At 65.1% G+C, this 16,561-nt stretch carries 15 protein-coding genes; 11 read left to right on the top strand and 4 right to left on the bottom strand.

Features of this window, described 5'->3' with window-relative positions; all coding sequences use genetic code 11:
- Positions 1–56: 56 nt before the first annotated feature.
- Both AB4Z51_RS11105 and AB4Z51_RS11100 read right to left on the bottom strand, forming a co-directional pair.
- On the bottom strand, positions 57–3,584 hold the full coding sequence (locus tag AB4Z51_RS11105) for a molybdopterin cofactor-binding domain-containing protein (RefSeq protein WP_441497405.1): 3,528 nt from the start codon (positions 3,582–3,584) through the stop codon (positions 57–59).
- Complete coding sequence (locus AB4Z51_RS11100; RefSeq protein WP_028159320.1) at positions 3,584–4,066, bottom strand: (2Fe-2S)-binding protein; 483 nt, start codon at positions 4,064–4,066, stop codon at positions 3,584–3,586. The genes AB4Z51_RS11105 and AB4Z51_RS11100 overlap by 1 nt, the downstream gene beginning before the upstream one ends.
- Positions 4,067–4,316: 250 nt before the next feature.
- On the opposite strand from AB4Z51_RS11100, the gene AB4Z51_RS11095 reads away from it, so the two are divergent.
- The 9 genes from AB4Z51_RS11095 (at position 4,317) to AB4Z51_RS11055 (ending at position 13,102) form a co-directional block, all read left to right on the top strand.
- On the top strand, positions 4,317–5,774 hold the full coding sequence (locus AB4Z51_RS11095) for a 6-hydroxynicotinate reductase (protein ID WP_175618064.1): 1,458 nt from the start codon (positions 4,317–4,319) through the stop codon (positions 5,772–5,774).
- Positions 5,771–6,667, top strand: a complete 897-nt coding sequence (locus AB4Z51_RS11090; RefSeq protein WP_441268337.1) for a UPF0280 family protein — start codon at positions 5,771–5,773, stop codon at positions 6,665–6,667. The genes AB4Z51_RS11095 and AB4Z51_RS11090 overlap by 4 nt, the downstream gene beginning before the upstream one ends.
- 15 nt (positions 6,668–6,682) lie before the next feature.
- Positions 6,683–7,267 carry an amino acid synthesis family protein gene (locus tag AB4Z51_RS11085; RefSeq protein ID WP_085404807.1) on the top strand — a complete coding sequence of 195 codons (585 nt, stop codon included), beginning with the start codon at positions 6,683–6,685 and terminating at the stop codon, positions 7,265–7,267.
- An 80-nt stretch (positions 7,268–7,347) separates the two neighbouring features.
- A complete protein-coding gene (locus AB4Z51_RS11080; RefSeq protein ID WP_166094556.1) occupies positions 7,348–8,550 on the top strand; it encodes an ABC transporter substrate-binding protein in 1,203 nt (400 codons plus the stop codon).
- A 152-nt stretch (positions 8,551–8,702) separates the two neighbouring features.
- Positions 8,703–10,592: an ABC transporter permease gene (locus tag AB4Z51_RS11075; RefSeq protein WP_441268336.1), complete on the top strand. Its 1,890-nt coding sequence runs from the start codon at positions 8,703–8,705 to the stop codon at positions 10,590–10,592.
- A complete protein-coding gene (locus tag AB4Z51_RS11070) occupies positions 10,589–11,374 on the top strand; it encodes an ABC transporter ATP-binding protein (protein ID WP_063983951.1) in 786 nt (261 codons plus the stop codon). Before AB4Z51_RS11075 ends, AB4Z51_RS11070 begins: the two co-directional genes overlap by 4 nt.
- Positions 11,371–12,075: an ABC transporter ATP-binding protein gene (locus AB4Z51_RS11065; RefSeq protein WP_085404805.1), complete on the top strand. Its 705-nt coding sequence runs from the start codon at positions 11,371–11,373 to the stop codon at positions 12,073–12,075. The genes AB4Z51_RS11070 and AB4Z51_RS11065 overlap by 4 nt, the downstream gene beginning before the upstream one ends.
- 14 nt (positions 12,076–12,089) lie before the next feature.
- Positions 12,090–12,545, top strand: a complete 456-nt coding sequence (locus AB4Z51_RS11060; protein ID WP_063983949.1) for a MarR family winged helix-turn-helix transcriptional regulator — start codon at positions 12,090–12,092, stop codon at positions 12,543–12,545.
- Between the two features lie 167 nt (positions 12,546–12,712).
- A complete protein-coding gene (locus AB4Z51_RS11055; protein WP_441268335.1) occupies positions 12,713–13,102 on the top strand; it encodes a hypothetical protein in 390 nt (129 codons plus the stop codon).
- A gap of 4 nt (positions 13,103–13,106) precedes the next feature.
- Here AB4Z51_RS11055 and AB4Z51_RS11050 read toward each other — a convergent pair whose 3' ends face one another.
- Both AB4Z51_RS11050 and AB4Z51_RS11045 read right to left on the bottom strand, forming a co-directional pair.
- Positions 13,107–13,790 carry a hypothetical protein gene (locus tag AB4Z51_RS11050; RefSeq protein WP_441268334.1) on the bottom strand — a complete coding sequence of 228 codons (684 nt, stop codon included), beginning with the start codon at positions 13,788–13,790 and terminating at the stop codon, positions 13,107–13,109.
- A 125-nt stretch (positions 13,791–13,915) separates the two neighbouring features.
- Positions 13,916–15,112: an amidohydrolase family protein gene (locus AB4Z51_RS11045; protein ID WP_441497404.1), complete on the bottom strand. Its 1,197-nt coding sequence runs from the start codon at positions 15,110–15,112 to the stop codon at positions 13,916–13,918.
- A gap of 157 nt (positions 15,113–15,269) precedes the next feature.
- On the opposite strand from AB4Z51_RS11045, the gene AB4Z51_RS11040 reads away from it, so the two are divergent.
- Together AB4Z51_RS11040 and AB4Z51_RS11035 are read left to right on the top strand one after the other, a co-directional pair.
- Positions 15,270–16,043, top strand: a complete 774-nt coding sequence (locus AB4Z51_RS11040; protein ID WP_063983946.1) for a ferredoxin--NADP reductase — start codon at positions 15,270–15,272, stop codon at positions 16,041–16,043.
- A gap of 106 nt (positions 16,044–16,149) precedes the next feature.
- A complete protein-coding gene (locus AB4Z51_RS11035; protein WP_166352348.1) occupies positions 16,150–16,473 on the top strand; it encodes a hypothetical protein in 324 nt (107 codons plus the stop codon).
- Positions 16,474–16,561: the final 88 nt, after the last annotated feature.

The raw sequence follows: 16,561 nt of genomic DNA, 5'->3' as shown, positions 1-16,561 counted from the left end.
CCGAAGGGCCGCGTTAGCGCAAAGTGTGAAGCGGTTTTCCGGTCATGCTCCAAAAATCAATGCGTTGAGGTGCGCACCCGCGCGATCGTCTCGCGCACGCCGGACCAGGCCGGCTTGTCCGGCGCGAATTGCTGGCGCAGGAAGCTGACCAGTTCTTCGACCTGCGCGTCGCTCATGCTGTTCTTGAAGGCGGGCATGTAGCCGAGGTCGCTGGAGACGGGCTCATTGATGCCGTGCAGGACGACCTGCACGAGATTGTCCGATGTCGCGCTGTGCAGATTGCTGTTGAGCGCGAGCGAGGGCCGCGTTCCGAACAGCGGCAGGCCGCCGACCTCGTGGCAGACGGCGCAGGCGCCCTGATAGAGCCGCGCGCCGGTGGAAGCGGCGGTCGCGACTTGCGTTGCGCCTTCGAGCTTCGCGGCGAGCGCATCCTGCGTCTGCGTATCGGTTGCGGGGTCGTTGAACGAGTTGAGGTAGATCGCCATCGCGCGGATGCCCTGGTCGGGTAGCGCCGTGAGATCCCTGACGATCGGCGCCATCGGACCGGCCGCGACGCCGTGATAACGCGACTGGCCGGTGCGCAAATAGGCGAAGAGTTCGTCTTCACTCCATGGAATCGGCGCATGCGAGAGCGAGGTCAGGGCCGGCGCTTCCCAGCCCTCGGCAAAGCCGCCGGCGAGATAGGCCTCGCGTTGCTCCGCGCCGAGCGCGTTGCGCGGCGAATGGCAGGCGCTGCAATGGCCAAGGCTCTCGACGAGATAGGCGCCGCGATTCCACTGCTCGGATTTGGCGGGATCGGGCTTGAATTCGCTCGTTCTGTGGAACAGGGCATTCCAGCCCGCAAGCAGCGGGCGGAGGTTGAACGGGAAGGCGAGCGCATTCGCCGGCGCCGTGGCGCGCACCGAAGGCTGGGTCATCAGGTAGGAGTAGAGCGCCTGCATGTCGGCGTCGCTGGTCTTCGCGAAATGGGTGTAGGGGAAGGCGGGGTAGAGCTGCCGTCCGTCGCGGTGCAGCCCGTCGCGCATCGCGCGCTCGAATGCGGGATAGGACCAGGCGCCGATGCCGGTCTCGACGTCAGGCGTGATGTTGGTTGAGTAGATCGTGCCGAACGGCGTCTGAAGTGCGCGGCCGCCGGCGTTGAGCACGCCATTGAGGCTGGTGTGGCACTCCGCGCAATTGCCGAGTGCTGCGAGTTGCTCTCCGCGCGCGATCGTCGCCGCGGAATAGACCGATGGATCGGGACGTGCGATCGGCGCGATCGCGCGCCCGGGCAGGAGAGCTGCGCCGACGCCGATCGCGGCAGTGCAGACCGCCGCAATCGTTGCGAAAATGCCGGCGCGCTTGGCGAACGGATTCTGCCAGATGCGTGACGGCGGCGGCGCAGCGGGTGCGGGCAGGGCTTGCGGCATGGCTGCCGCGTCGCCGTGCAATCCCTTAAGGATGCGCTCCGGCGTGAACGGCGGCTCGCGGAAGCGCACGCCGGTGGCATCAAAGATCGCGTTGGCGATCGCGGCTGCGCTCGGCACCGAGGCGGACTCGCCGACGCCGAGCGGCGGTTGGTCCTGACGCGGCAGCATCAGCACGTCGATCTTGGGCAGGTCGGGGAAGGGGATGATCGGATAGGCGCCCCATTCGCGCGCCGCCACTGCGCCGCGCTCGAACGACACTTCTTCCATCAGCGCGCGGCTGGTGGACTGGATGACGTTGCCGTGGATCTGGTGGCGCACCCCGTCGGGGTTGATCATCAGGCCGGAGTCCTGCCCGGCGACGACGCGCGTGACGCTGACATCGCCGGTGGACTTGTTCACCGCAACGTCGGCGACCCAGGCCGACCACGCCGCGCCATAGCCGGGAAACTTGCTGTGGACATAGAGCGCATAGGCAAAGCCGCGCCCGTGCACGACGTCGCCGCCTTTCTCTTCGCGGACGGGCCGGGGCGTCCAACCCGCGCGCTCGGCCACGGCATTGACGAGATCGACGGCGCGCTGGTCTTTCAGGTAACGCAGGCGGTATTCGATCGGATCGACGCCGGCCTCGGTCGCGGCCTCGTCGATATAGGATTCATGCGCGAAGGTGTTCGGCAGGGCCGAGACACCGCGAAACCAGGAGGCGCGCACGATCGGCGCCATGTCATGGGCGACGACGCGCATGTGGTCGTAGTCGTAGGGCGGGATCGCAGTGCGGTCGCCCATCTGGAGCACCATGGGCTCCGGTGAAATCCGCCCCGTCAGCAGCAGCGCCAGCGTTGGCGCGGCGTTCGAGGGATAGCGCGTGGCGAGATCGTAAGCAGCGATGCCGCCGTCGGCGTCGAGCCCACCATTGACATCGATCAGCTGCGCGGTGCCCTTGGGCTCCCAGGCATGCTCCTGCTCGCGCGTCAGCTGCACGCGCACGGGCCGGCCGACGGCGCGCGACAGCAGCAGCGCATCCGCGGTGACATCATCGGCGCAGTTGCGGCCGTAGCAGCCGGCGGCCTCCAGGCGGATCACCTCGATCTCGCTTTCGGGACGTTCGATCAGGAGCGCCAGATCGCTGCGCAGGACATGCGGGTTCTGCGTGCCCGACCAGACGCGGATGTTACCGTCCTGGACATCGGCGACCGCGCAGGACGGGCCGATCGAGGCGTGCATCTGGTACGGCCACACATAAGTGCGCTGCATCGGCGTGGCCGCGCTTGATATCGCCTTATCGACGTCGCCCTTGTCGATCAGCGTGCGCGGCGTCGATGGATTGGCGCGCAGCGCGGTCTCGACGTTGGCGAGATCGGTTAGATGAGGTGTCGGCTTCCAGCTCACCGCGAGCTGCTCCGCCGCGCGGATCGCGTTCTCCTCGCGCTCGGCGACCACGCCGACGAAATCGCCGATGCGCACGACGGAAATGATGCCGGGAATGTCGCGTATCGAGGACTCATCCACCGCGATCAGGCTGGTGCCGACGAACGGGCCGGCATCGACGCCGGCATAGGGCGGGCGCACCACGCGGCCGTGCAGCATGCCTGATAGCCGGACGTCGTGCACGAAGGTCAGCTCGCCGGTCGCCTTGGCGGGCAGGTCGACGCGCGGCGTCGACTGGCCGACGATGGCGTAGTCGCCAACGGGCTTGAGCGCGACGTCGTCGGCAAGCTCGAGGCGAATGGTCTCGCCGCCGATCAGTTCGCCATAGCTGACGCTGCGGTTGTGCCCGCGCACGAGGCCGTCTTCGATCTTGATCTCGCTGGCCGGCAGCTCCAGCCGCTCGGCAGCGCGCGCGATCAGGAAGTGCCGCGCTTGGGCTGCGGCCTTGCGCAGGGGGACGGCGGTGATCTGGATGGTCTCGCTCGCGATCGTCGCGCCCTGGTTCGGCACCACGGCGGTATGGCCGAGCACCACGACGACGCGTGCAAAGGACACATCCAATTCTTCGGCGACGATCTGGCCGAGCGCGGTGCGGATCCCGGTGCCGAGATCGACGTGGCCGTTATAGGCCGTGACCGATCCATCCGTGGTGATACGGATGAAGGTCTCGGATGTGACTTCGTCCACGGTGCGGACGACGACGAGCGAACCGGATTGCCGCTCAGCTCCGTTCGAAACAGGGGAGGCCATCAATCAACGGCCTCAGTGATCTGGCCGGATGCGCGCATCACCGCGCGCAGGATCTCGACATGGGTGCCGCAGCGGCAAAGATTGTAGCGCAGCGCCGCCAGCGCCTCCTGCTCGGTCGGCTGCGGGTTGATCGCAAGCAGCGCCTTGGTGGTCATGATCATGCCGTTGAGGCAATAGCCGCACTGCGCGGCCTGCTCGTCGATGAAGGCCTGCTGCACCACATCCGGCTTGTCGCGCGTGCCGAGCCCCTCGAGCGTCAGGATGTCGCGGCCTGCGCAGCCGCTGACGGGGATCACGCAGGAGCGCGCGGCCTGCCCGTCGATCAGGACAGTGCAGGTGCCGCATTCGCCTAAGCCGCAGCCATATTTCGGACCGTTGAGCGCGAGATCGTTGCGCAGCACATAGAGCAGCGGCGTCTGCGGCGCTGCCGTGATCTCGTGGATCCTGCCGTTCACGGTGAGGCGGATCGGTGTCTGCGTCATCCTCGTTCCCAAGCCCGTGGCCAAGTGCTCGTCAAAACCTACGTCGCGACGATACCGTTTGTACACAAACGTGCAAGCCGCGCATGCCGCACTGCAGCGCGACTGCCTTCTTTGTGGACAGAGCGGATAGGCAAATGGGGTTTTATGCGGCAGCCGCATCTTTTGCGCCGCACCGCCGCTTGACAGCCTTAGGGAGGGCGCGCAACATCGTTCGTATACGAATGATAACCGCAGTCGGCTGGCTTTGCACATGGTGACTGAAACGACGAGCGCCGCCATCGACAAGATCCGTTGCGATGCCTGTCCGGTGATGTGCTACATCAAGCCGGGCGCGGCGGGCGCCTGCGACCGCTATGCCAACCACGACGGCAAGCTGGTCCGCGTCGACCCGCACGTGATCCTGGAACGCACCGTCTCGCATGGCGGCAAGCTCGTTCCGTTCAGCCGCACCGAAGATTGGGACGGCAAGATCGTCCACGAGCCCTCAACCTTTGTGACGGCGATCGGCGCGGGCACGACCTATCCCGACTACAAGCCGGCGCCGTTCATCGTCTCGTCCGAGATCGATGGCGTCGATATGGTGACTGTCGTCACCGAGGGCATCTTCTCCTATTGCGGCATCAAGGTGAAGATCGACACCGACCGCTATCTCGGCCCGGAAACCGCGACCGTTCGCGCGCAGGGCGAGGCGGTCGGCCACGTCACGACAAGCGAATACGGTTCGCAGATGCTGTCGCTCGGCGGCGTGCATCATCTCACCGGCGGCTCCAAGAAAGAGGGCCGCGTCACCTGTGACACGCTGATGGATCTCGCCAATTGCAAGGCGGTCGAGCTGACCATCGACGGCGGCGCCAGCGTGGTGGTGCAGGCCGGCCAGCCGCCGATCGTCAACGGCATGAAAGAGGAGCGCATGCGTGTCGGCTGCGGCTCGGCGACGATCGGCATGTTCGCCAAGCAATGGCACGGCAAGGTCGACGAGGTCGTCGTCGTCGACGACCACATCACCGGCGTGCTCTCGGAGCACCAGGCCGGCAAGCTGCTCGACATCGCCGACACCGGCATCAAGATGAAGGGCCGGCGCTCGACGCCCGGTCGCTATTTCCAGGTCGCCGATCCCGGCACGGGGTGGGGCGGCACCAACATTTCCGATCCGCTGGCGATTCTCGGGCCGTTCGACGCCAAGGAAGCCAAGCCTGGTCTCTCCATGCTGATGGTCTCCACGACCGGCGAGCACTCGTCTTATTATGTGCTCGACGAAGCCCTGAAGCCGGTCGAGACCGAGATGCCTGATGACCTGAAGTTCTCGGTCGAGCGCATCCAGGAGAATTGCGAGCCGGCGCTGTGCACGGTGCTGTTCATGGCCGGTGCCGGCGGCTCGCTGCGTGCGGGCGTCACCGACAATCCGGTGCGGCTGACGCGCTCAGTCAAGGACGCTTTGACGCGCGTCACCAGCGGCGGCGCGCCTGTTTATGTCTGGCCGGGCGGCGGCATCACCTACATGGTCGACGTGACACAGATGCCTTCGGGCGCATTCGGTTATGTGCCGACGCCGGCGCTGGTCGCACCGATCGAGTTCACGATGAAGCTGTCGGACTACGCCGCGCTCGGCGGGCACATGGATTACGTCAAACCGCTCTCCGAAGTGCAGAACGGCGAAGATGTTCGCCAGTTGCCCTGGCAGAACCCGATTCCGGGACGCCGGGCATGACCAGGCTCCCGCAAATCGCATTGCTGTCTGGTGGCCGGCGGCTGCATTTGCAGGATGGACCGATTGATCTGATCGTGGAGGCGAGGGGGCGCGCGGACGCAGTGCGTGCGGCCTATGAGGCAGCGGCGCGGCGATTCACCGGACTGCTCGACGAACTCTGTGCGGAATTGCCGGAACTGCGGACGGCTGCTGAGAAGCAGACTTCGCTGAAGGGCGTGGTGGCGCGTCGGATGCACGCTGCTGTCGCACCCTATGCTTCCGATTGCTTCATTACGCCGATGGCCGCGGTTGCCGGCAGCGTGGCAGAGGAGATTCTTGGCGCCATGCTGGGCGCTGCGGCGCTCGATCAGGCCTATGTCAACAATGGCGGCGATATCGCGCTGCATCTCGGCGAGGGCGAGCATTTTTCGGTCGGCTTGATGGATCGGCCTGATCGTGACGGCGTGCTGCGCAAGATGAGGGTCTACTCAGGTGATCCCGTGCGCGGCATCGCGACCAGCGGGCGTCACGGCCGCAGCTTTTCGCTCGGCATTGCCGACGCGGTCACGGTGCTGGCTGCCACCGCATCGCAGGCCGATGCGGCCGCGACGGTCATCGCCAATGCCGTCGATCTGCCCGGGCATCCCGGCATCATCAGAAAGCCTGCGAACGAGCTTCAGCCCGACAGCGATCTCGGCGCGCGTCTCGTCACCCGCGATGTCGGTGAATTGTCGCAGAACGAGGTCGCGGCCGCACTGGAATCTGGCGCGGAATGTGCACGGCAATTGTTCGATCGCGGATTGATCGAGGGTGCCGTGTTGCAGCTTTGTGGTGATATGCTTGTCATCGGAACCAGGGATATGGAAGAGCAACGAACGCGCCCGCGCATGCTGGAGAACGCGGTCTATGTCTGAACAGGGAAGCGAAACATGAGCGCGATCATCCGCAAGATCGTCACCGTCGTCGAAGAGACGCAGATGGAAATGGGTCGCCAGGTCTCGCCGCCGACGCGGCGCGCCGCGGCGATTGCCGTGATCGAGAACCCCTTTGCCGGCAAATATGTCGAGGATCTGTCGCCGCTGATCGCCATCGGCGAGGAGCTCGGCGATCTCCTGGCGAAGCGCGCGGTGGCGGCGCTGGGCATCGATGGCGCGAAGGCGCAGAGCTACGGCAAGGCCGCGGCGGTCGGTGAGAACGGCGAGCTGGAGCATGCGGCGGCTATCCTGCATCCGAAGATGGGCGCTCCGGTGCGCAAGGTTCTGAGCAAAGGCGCGGCGCTGATCCCGTCGTCGAAGAAGCGCAGCGGCCCTGGCACGACGCTGGACATTCCGCTTGGTCACAAGGACGCCGCCTTCGTGCGCAGCCATTTCGACGGCATGGAGGTGCAGATCAACGACGCCCCGCGCGCCAACGAGATCATGGTCGCGGTCGCCGTCACCGATAGCGGCCGTCCCTTGCCGCGCGTCGGCGGGCTGACGGTTGCGGAAGTGAAGGGTGAAGACGGTTTGAAATAGAGTTTGAACCGGGGAGGCGGGCATGGCTTCTCCGACAAGATCACGCTGAAGACGTAGAGAGTTCAAAACTGGAGGTTGGGATGCGAGCGAGAAACACTTTTGTGGGCGCGGCCTTCGCGCTGCTGGCGGGCGGCATGGTTCATTCGGCCGTGGCGCAGGAGATCAAGATCGGCGAGATCAACAGCTACTCGCTGTTGCCGGCGTTCACCGAGCCCTATCGCAAGGGCTGGCAGCTCGCAGTCGAACAGGTCAACGCGGCCGGCGGCATCAACGGCAAGAAGCTCGTCGTCGTCTCCAAGGACGACGGCGGCAAGCCGGCGGATGCGCAGACCGCGGCCAACGAGCTCGTCTCCAGCGAGGGGGTTGCGATGCTGACGGGTACGTTCCTGTCGAACATCGGTCTCGCCGTCAGCGACTTCGCCAACCAGAAGAAGGTGTTCTTCCTCGCGGCCGAGCCGCTGACGGATGCCATCACCTGGTCCAAGGGCAACAAGTACACCTTCCGTCTGCGCCCCTCCAACTACATGCAGGCGGCGATGCTGGTGGAAGCAGCCAGCAAGCTGCCGGCCAAGCGCTGGGCGACGATCGCGCCGAACTATGAGTATGGCCAGTCGGCGGTTGCGGTGTTCAAGAAGCTGATGTCGGAGAAGCGTCCTGATATCCAGTGGGTCGATGAGCAGTGGCCGCCGCAGGGCAAGATCGACGCGGGTCCGGTGGTGCAGGCGGTTGCCGCAGCCAATCCCGAAGCGATCCTCAACGTCACCTTCGGCGCCGACCTCGTGAAGCTCGTGCGTGAAGGCAACACCCGCGGCCTGTTCAAGGGGCGCGAGGTCGTCTCGTTCCTGACCGGCGAGCCCGAATATCTCGATCCGCTCAAGGACGAGACGCCGGAGGGCTGGATCGTCACCGGCTATCCCTGGTACTCGATCAAGACGCCCGAGCATGACGCGTTCCTGAAGGCCTACCAGGCCAAGTACAACGATTATCCGCGCCTGGGCTCGATCGTCGGTTACCAGACCATCAAGGCGGCCGCTGCGATCCTTGCGAAGGCCGGCTCGACCGATCCGGAGAAACTGATCGCCGCGGCGGAGGGGCTGTCGATGCCGTCGCCGTTCGGCGAGATCACCTTCCGCAAGATCGATCACCAGTCGACGCTCGGGGCCTATGTCGGCAAGACCGCGCTGAAGGACGGCAAGGGCGTGATGGTGGATTCTTCTTACAAGAAGGGCTCGGACTATCTGCCGAGCGACGCCGAAGTCGATAAGCTGCGTCCGAAGGATTGATGCGAAGAGAGACCGGGGCCTCATGGTTCGAGACGCGCGGCGTTGCCGCGCTCCTCACCATGAGGGTCCCGGACCTCATCCTGAGGAGGCGCGTAGCACCGTCTCGAAGGATGAAGCCCCATACTGAGACTTATTCTTAACCCGGACCGCCGATGGCCTTTTATGTCGTACAGTTTCTGACCGGTCTCGCCAGCGCAGCGTCGCTGTTTCTGGTGGCCTCGGGCCTGTCGATCATCTTCGGCGTGACGCGGATCGTGAATTTCGCGCATGGCGCCTTCTACATGATCGGCGCCTACATCGCCTTCACGCTCACCGAGCGGCTTTCGGGAGCGTTCGGCTTCTGGGGCGCGATCGTCATCGCCGCGTTTGCCGTGGCCTTGATCGGCGTCATCGTCGAGATGGTGCTGCTGCGCCGCATCTATCATGCCCCCGAGCTGTTCCAGCTGCTTGCGACCTTCGGCCTGACCTTGATGGTCGAGGATCTCGTCGTGCTGATCTGGGGCCCCGACGATCTCGTCGGCCGCCGCGCGCCGGGCTTCAAGGGCGCCATCGATTTCTTCGGCCAGAACATCCCGAGCTACGATTTGTTCCTGATCGTGCTCAGCCCGGTCGTACTCGGCATTCTCTGGCTGCTGTTCCAGCGCACGCGCTGGGGCGTGCTGGTGCGCGCGGCGACGCAGGACCGCGACATGGTCGCAGCGCTCGGCGTCAACCAGAAATGGCTGTTCACATCCGTGTTTGCGGTCGGCGTCTTCCTCGCCGCACTCGGCGGCGCGCTCCAGATCCCGCGCGATGCCGTGCATCACGCCATGGATCTGCGTATCATCGTCGAGGTCTTCGTCGTGGTCGTGATCGGCGGCCTCGGCAGCATCGTCGGCGCCTTCGTTGCGGCGGTGCTGGTTTCCGAGCTCAACGCCTTCGGCATCCTGATCTTCCCGAAGATCTCCATCATCCTGGTCTTCCTGGTGATGGCGGTGGTGCTGATCGTCCGGCCTTGGGGCCTGTTCGGCAAGCCCGAGGCGGCCGCGCGCAAGACACCGGGCCTCACCGTCAATCCCTGGCGGCCGCTGACGTCGAACGAGCGGCTCGCGGCGCTCGCCGCGCTCGTCATCGCGGCGACGTTGCCGCTGTTCGCCGGCAATTATGTTCTCACAGTCGGTTCGGAGATTGCGATCTTCGTGATCTTCGCCGTCAGCCTGCATTTCCTGATGTCGGTCGGTGGGCTCGCGTCCTTCGGGCATGCCGCTTATTTTGGTCTCGGCGCCTACGGCGTCGCCTTCCTCGCCAAGATGGCCGGGCTGCCGATGGTCGTGTGCCTGCTGCTCGGGCCGCTGCTGGGCTGCATGGGCGCTGCCGTGTTCGGTTTCTTCGCGGTGCAGCTTTCCGGCGTCTATTTCGCGATGCTGACGCTTGCGTTTGCGCAGATCGTCTGGTCGATCGCGTTCCAGTGGGTGAGTGTAACGGGCGGCGACAACGGCATACTCGGCGTCTGGCCGTCAAGCTGGGCGGCGAGCCCGGGGCATTTCTATTGGTTGGCGCTCGGCGTTGCGGCACTCGTGACGGTCGCGCTTCGGGCCATGGTATTCTCGCCGTTCGGCTACGCACTCAGGGCCACGCGCGACTCGCCTCTGCGCAGCGAGGCGGTCGGCATTAATGCCAAGCGCATCCAGTGGACGGCGTTCGTGATCGCAGGCACGACCGCCGGCATCGGTGGCGCGCTGTTTGCCTACCTCAAGGGCAGCGTCTTCCCCGACAATCTCGGGATCTCGCTGTCGGTCGACGCACTCGTCATGGTGCTGCTCGGCGGCGTCGAGACGGTGTCGGGCGCGGTGATCGGCGCTATCGTCTACAAGGCGCTCAACATCTGGCTGGTCAGCCAGACCGACCTGTCAAAACTTGTGCTCGGTGGCTTCATCGTGCTGATCGTCGTCGTCTTCCCCAAGGGCATCGTCGGCACGCTGGAGATGCTGGCGCAGCGGCGCAGGAAGACATCGCCGCCGGGATCTCCCTTGCTTGCCAAGCCGATCGAGTCCGTCGAATGAGCGTCGCACCCCCACTTCTCGCGGTTGAAGGCCTGTCCAAATCCTATGGCGGCATCCACGCCGTGCGCGGCGTCTCGTTCTCGCTGCGATCAGGCGAAATTTTGGCCCTGATCGGTCCGAACGGCGCCGGCAAGAGCACCTGCTTCGACATGCTCAACGGCCAGAACAAGCCTGATACCGGCCATGTCCGTCTGCTCGGCGAGGAGACCACCGGCAAGAAGCCGCGCGAGATCTGGCGGCTCGGTGTCGGGCGCACCTTCCAGATCACCGCGACCTTCGCGACGATGACCGTGCGCGAGAACGTGCAGGTCGCGCTGATCTCGCACGGCAAGCAGCTGTTCAATCTCTTCGGCTCGGCCCCGAATTTCGACCGCGGAGAGGCGGGCCGGCTGCTCGAGCTCGTCGGCATGGGCGGCTACGCCGATCGTCCTTGCGGCGAGCTCGCCTATGGCGACCTCAAGCGGCTCGAGCTTGCGGTGGCGCTTGCCAACGAGCCCAAGCTGCTGCTGATGGACGAGCCGACCGCCGGCATGGCGCCGCGCGAGCGCGTCGACCTGATGCGGCTGACCGCGCAGATCGCGCGGGAAAAATCGATCGGCGTGCTCTTCACCGAGCACGACATGGACGTGGTGTTCGAACATGCCGACCGCATTATCGTACTCAACCGCGGCACGCTGATCGCCGAAGGCTCGCCGGCCGAGGTGCGCGGCAATCCGCAGGTGCAGGCCGTCTATCTCGGCGAGGGCCTGCTTTACGATGCCGGGCATGGAGCCTCCGCATGAAGCTCACGGTGCAAGACCTCAACAGCCATTACGGCCCGGCGCATATCCTGTTCGACATCGGTTTCGAGGTCGGCGAGGGCGAGGTGGTGGCGTTGCTCGGCCGCAACGGCGCCGGCAAGTCGACGACCTTCCGTTCGATCGTCGGGCTCGTTGCCCAGCGCTCGGGGCGCATCATGTTCGAGGGCAAGGATGTCTCGGCGCGCCCGACGCATGAGATCGTGCGCGACGGGCTTGGTTACGTGCCCGAGGAGCGGCGCATCTTCACTGATTTGACGGTGGAGGAGAATCTCGAGGTCGGCCGGCAGCCGAAGCGTCCGAACGCCCCGCACTGGACCCGCGAAAAGCTGTTCGCGCTGTTTCCAAATTTGGGTGAGATGAAGAACCGACCGGGCGGCCGCATGAGCGGTGGCGAGCAGCAGATGCTCACCATCGCGCGCACGCTGATGGGCAATCCGTCGCTGGTGCTGCTGGACGAGCCCTCGGAAGGCCTGTCGCCGAAGATCGTGGAGCAGATGGTCGATGCCATCCTGACCATGAAGAAGGAAGGCGTCAGCATCGTCGTGTCCGAGCAGAATTTGCACTTTGCGCGGCTGATCTCCGATCGCGCCTATATCATCGAGCGTGGCCGCATCTGCTTCGGCGGCACCATGGCCGAGCTCGACGCGCGTCCGGATGTCCGCGACGCGCATCTGTCGTTGTGAGGGGCGGGGAGCGGATGGCGAGAAGCGTTGCGGCGAAGAAAAGCGTCAAACCGGCAAAATCATCTTACGTGCTCGACGAGCAGGTCGGCTTCATCCTGCGTCAGGTCTGGCAGCGCCACAGCTCGATCTTTTCGCGCGACATCGGCACCAATCTCACGCCCACGCAGTGGGCGGCATTATCGAAGCTGGCCGAGACCGGGCCATGCTCGCAGAACCAGCTCGGGCGGCTGACGGCGATGGATGTCGCGACCATCAAGGGCGTGATCGATCGCCTGACCGCACGAGGCCTGACCGAGACCAGCCAGGATCCCGAGGACGGACGGCGGCTTCTGGTCAGCCTGACGCGCGCCGGTCAGCAGCTTGCGGAGAAGGTCGCGCCGAGTGCGCTCGCGATCACCAGGGAAACGCTTGCGCCGCTCGACGCCAGGGAGCGCGAGATGCTGATGGCGCTGTTGAACAAGCTGCGGTGAGCAAGGTGCCGTAGGGTGGGCAAAGGCGTGTAAGCGCCGTGCCCACCATCTCTGTGGCTTGGCGAAGAACGGTGGGCACGCTTACGCTTTGCCCACCCTACGGCAGTTGAACAAGCTGCGGGGACTGGCGACTAACCTCGATGAAGGGTTTGTCGAGGTCTTCCGATATGAGAGCGGCGACGCGGTTTGCAATGGTTTTGAGCCTTGGTGCGGCGCTGGCGGGCGAATGCGCCCCTGCCTGGGCGTCGCAGCCCTATGAGGGCTTCTGGGCGTCGACCAAAAAGGATTGCCGCGATCAGGACAGCGCCAACCGGATGAGCATCGAAGGCGGCAACCGCCTCTATTGGTACGAGACGCGCTGCCGCGCCAGCGAGATCACCGCAGACGGCAAGCAAAGCTGGAAGATGCGGCTTGCCTGCGAAGGCGAGGGCGAAAAGTTTCGCTCCAATCCCCGGGTTTCGGTTGCGGCGGATGGCCGGCTGGTGATCGAGAATGGCCCGGTCGGCCAGGCCAAGCGCCAGACCTACGTGCGCTGTGAGATCGCAAAGAAGCGCTGATCCCTTACGTCTTCCCCGGCCATTTGGCGCGGTAGCGGATTTCGCTGCCATCGGCGAGCCGCCGCCACGTGCCGAATTCCGGCGTATGCGGCGCCCGGGCCGTCAAGTCGATCGGATAGATCCGGCTCGGCTGGCCCTGGATGTTGACGGCGAGCTGCCGGTGCGAGGTTCTAAAGGCAAGCTCGACTTCGCCTGCGATGACGGGTTGGTCGCCATCACGATAGAAGGCGGAGGGGGTCACTTCACCCGGCATGGTGTTGAGGTCGGTCTGCAATTCGATTGCGATGCCCTGCGGTGACGCCGGCACCACGACGCCGGCCGGAAAGCGAACCTCGAACACGAGCAGTGGATTGCTGGCGTTCGGATTGAGCCAGGGCGTGGCGGTCGTATACGCGTAGACGGCGTAAGTGACACCGGCGGCGAGGCAGAGCAGGACGACGACGCCGAGTGACTTCAGGCTGTTGCGTGCGAGGCCGCCGCTATTGTCGTCCTTGGGTGTCGCCAGCTTGGTGGCGAGCACCAGGCCGATCACTGCGCCGATGGGGGCGATGGCGAACAGGGCGACCAGCCCCGTCGTGATCGGGTCTGCACGATCGCCGAAGCCGGTCAGCTCGAGCAGCCCGATCGTGGCGATGAAGCCTGCCGCCGCACCGGCGATGCCGGCGGCAATCCGCAGCGAACTTTTCATGTCTCCCTCGATGGTCCAGCAATGAACTGCCGCCGCCGAGGGCTGCCTGCGTTAGACGCGGCAGGCAGCAGACTTGTTCAATGCCTTCGAGGGGCGATGCCGAGCGGCGAGCTGCTCCGGCTGCGTCACTTCGCCACCACGTCCGGCACCCGGCCGGCCGGCGGCGTGTTACGGCTGCGCTGGGTGCGCACGATGCCGTCGATGATGGTCATGCCGATGMCGGGGAGGTCGCCGAGCTGGACGCTCTCCAGGATGGTCTTGCCGGGCGAGTGCTGGGCCTTGTCCATGATGACGAAATCGGCGGAGCGGCCGACCTCGATCAGGCCGCAATCGAGCTGACGCATTCGCGCGGTGTTGCCGGTCGCAAGGCAGAACGCGATCTCGGCCGGGAGGTCACCGAGCGAGGACAGCATCGAGACCATGCGCAGAATGCCGAGCGGCTGCACGCCGGAGCCGGCCGGCGCGTCGGTGCCGAGGATCACCCTGTGCAGATCGTTCATTTCGCGCGCGATGCGCAGCGTGAACAGGGCCGAGCGCTCATTGCCGTTGTGAACGATCTCGAGGCCGCGCTTGCAGCCCTCGCAGATGCAGCGGATCTGGTCGTCGGGAAGCGCGGTGTGGCCGCCATTGATGTGGCCGACCACGTCGGTGTCGGCCTCCAGCACCACGTCCTTGTCGATCAGGCCGGAGCCTGGGATCGAGGGGCCGCCGGTGTGGATCGTGCTCTGGATACCGTATTTGCGGGCCCAGCCGACCATCTTGCGCGCCGTTGGGCCGTCCTTGACGCCGCCGAGGCCGACCTCGCCGAGCAGCTTGACGCCGGCGGCGGCCAACTCCTTGAAATCCTCCTCGACCATCTCGCATTCGATCACCGGCGCGCCGGCGTGAACCTTCACGCCGCCCGGGCGCAGATTCCAGAATGCGCGCTGCGCGAAGATCGCCATCGCCTTCAGCCCGACGACGTCGCGCGGGCGGCCGGGCATGTGAACCTCGCCGGCGGAGATCATCGTGGTGACGCCGCCATGCAAATTGCTGTCGATCCAGCCGATCTGGTTCTGGCGCGGCGTCCAGTCGCCCGCCACAGGGTGGACGTGGCTGTCGATCAGGCCGGGCGCGACCGTGGTGCCGTTGGCCTCGACGATGGTGGTCGCGCCTTCGGTGTTGAGGTCCTTGAAGCGGCCGATCGCAGTGATCTTGCCGTTCTCGGCGATGATGGTGTCGCCGTCCAGGATCGGCTTTTCCAGGGCGCCGGACAGGATCAGGCCGATATTCCGGATCACGAGCTTCGAGGGTCCGGTGGCCTGGGGTGCGTCATGCGCCATGGAAGGGGCTCCTTGTTCCTAACTGCAACGCTCGCGATCTTGGGCAGCCTTGACCCCGGGAGCAAGCAGGATTATTCATTAGTACACGAATGATCGTGTACAAACGACGCATAGCTGCCCGCCTCGGAACCGCATTGGAAGCGACAGGGAAGGTGAGATGAGCAATTTCAATCAGGAAAGCGTTTTGAGCGTCCACCACTGGACCGACACGCTGTTCTCTTTCAAGACCACCCGCAGCCCGACCTTCCGTTTCCGCAACGGCGAATTCACCATGATCGGGCTCAAGGTCGGCGAGAAGCCGCTGTTGCGGGCCTACAGCGTCGCCAGCGCCAATTACGAGGACACGCTGGAGTTCTTCTCGATCAAGGTGCCGGACGGTCCGCTGACCTCGCGCCTCCAGCATCTGAAGGAAGGCGACGAGATCATCGTCAGCCGCAAGGCCACCGGCACGCTGGTGATCGACAATCTCGAAGAGGGCCGCAACCTCTACCTCATCGGCACCGGCACGGGCCTCGCGCCGTTCCTGAGCGTGATCAAGGACCCCGAGACCTATGAGCGGTTCGAGAAGGTCGTGCTGCTGCACGGCTGCCGGCATGTGAAGGAGCTCGCCTATGGCGAGATGATCACCGAGACGCTGCCAAAGGACGAACTGATCGGCGAGTACATCCGCGATCAGCTGATCTATTATCCGACCGTGACCCGCGATCCCTTCCGCAACCGCGGCCGCATCACCGACCTCATCACGTCCGGCAAGCTGTTCGCCGATATCGGCCTGCCGCCGCTGGAAGCCGCCCATGACCGGGTCATGATCTGCGGCAGCCCGGCATTGGTCGCTGATACCCGCGTGCTGCTGGGCGAGCGTGGCCTCATTGAGGGCAATCACGGCGAGCCGGCCCAATTCGTGGTCGAAAAGGCCTTTGCCGAGCGCTGATCGCGGATTTTTCGCGCAATAAGACCGTATTTTCGCCGTTCGGCGGGCGTTGCGGCGCCGATTCCGTGCGCGATACACTGTGGGAGCGAATCAGCGGAGTTCCCACATGGTTGCGGACAGCGACAGCAACATCGCCTGGCACCGGGTCCAGTTGAAGAAGAACCGCGCCGAGTTGAAGGCGCTGGAGACCGCGCGCTTCACGATGGGCGAGATCGCGTCTTCGAAACGGAATGGGGAGACCCAGAAGACGATTGCGGAACTCAAGCGCAAGATCTCGCTATCCGAGCGCGTCATCGCCGATCACGACAAGCGCACGCGCCGCCCCCTCGGCACCGATCTGCAAAGCCTCGCCAACGGTAGCTGGAGCCATTGGGACGCCTACACCAATCAGCAGCGCAAGACCGGCCAACGCTCGCCGGGGCGCGGATAGGCTCGCTTCTTCTCGCGCGGTTCCGGCCCTTGCGCGTCGCCGCGTACACACCATCTGGTTGAGGCGCCACCAACCAATACGGTGATCC

This window comes from Bradyrhizobium sp. 2TAF36 (assembly GCF_052114925.1).
Lineage (GTDB): Bacteria > Pseudomonadota > Alphaproteobacteria > Rhizobiales > Xanthobacteraceae > Bradyrhizobium > Bradyrhizobium barranii.
This window is presented reverse-complemented; position numbering and strand designations above follow the sequence as displayed.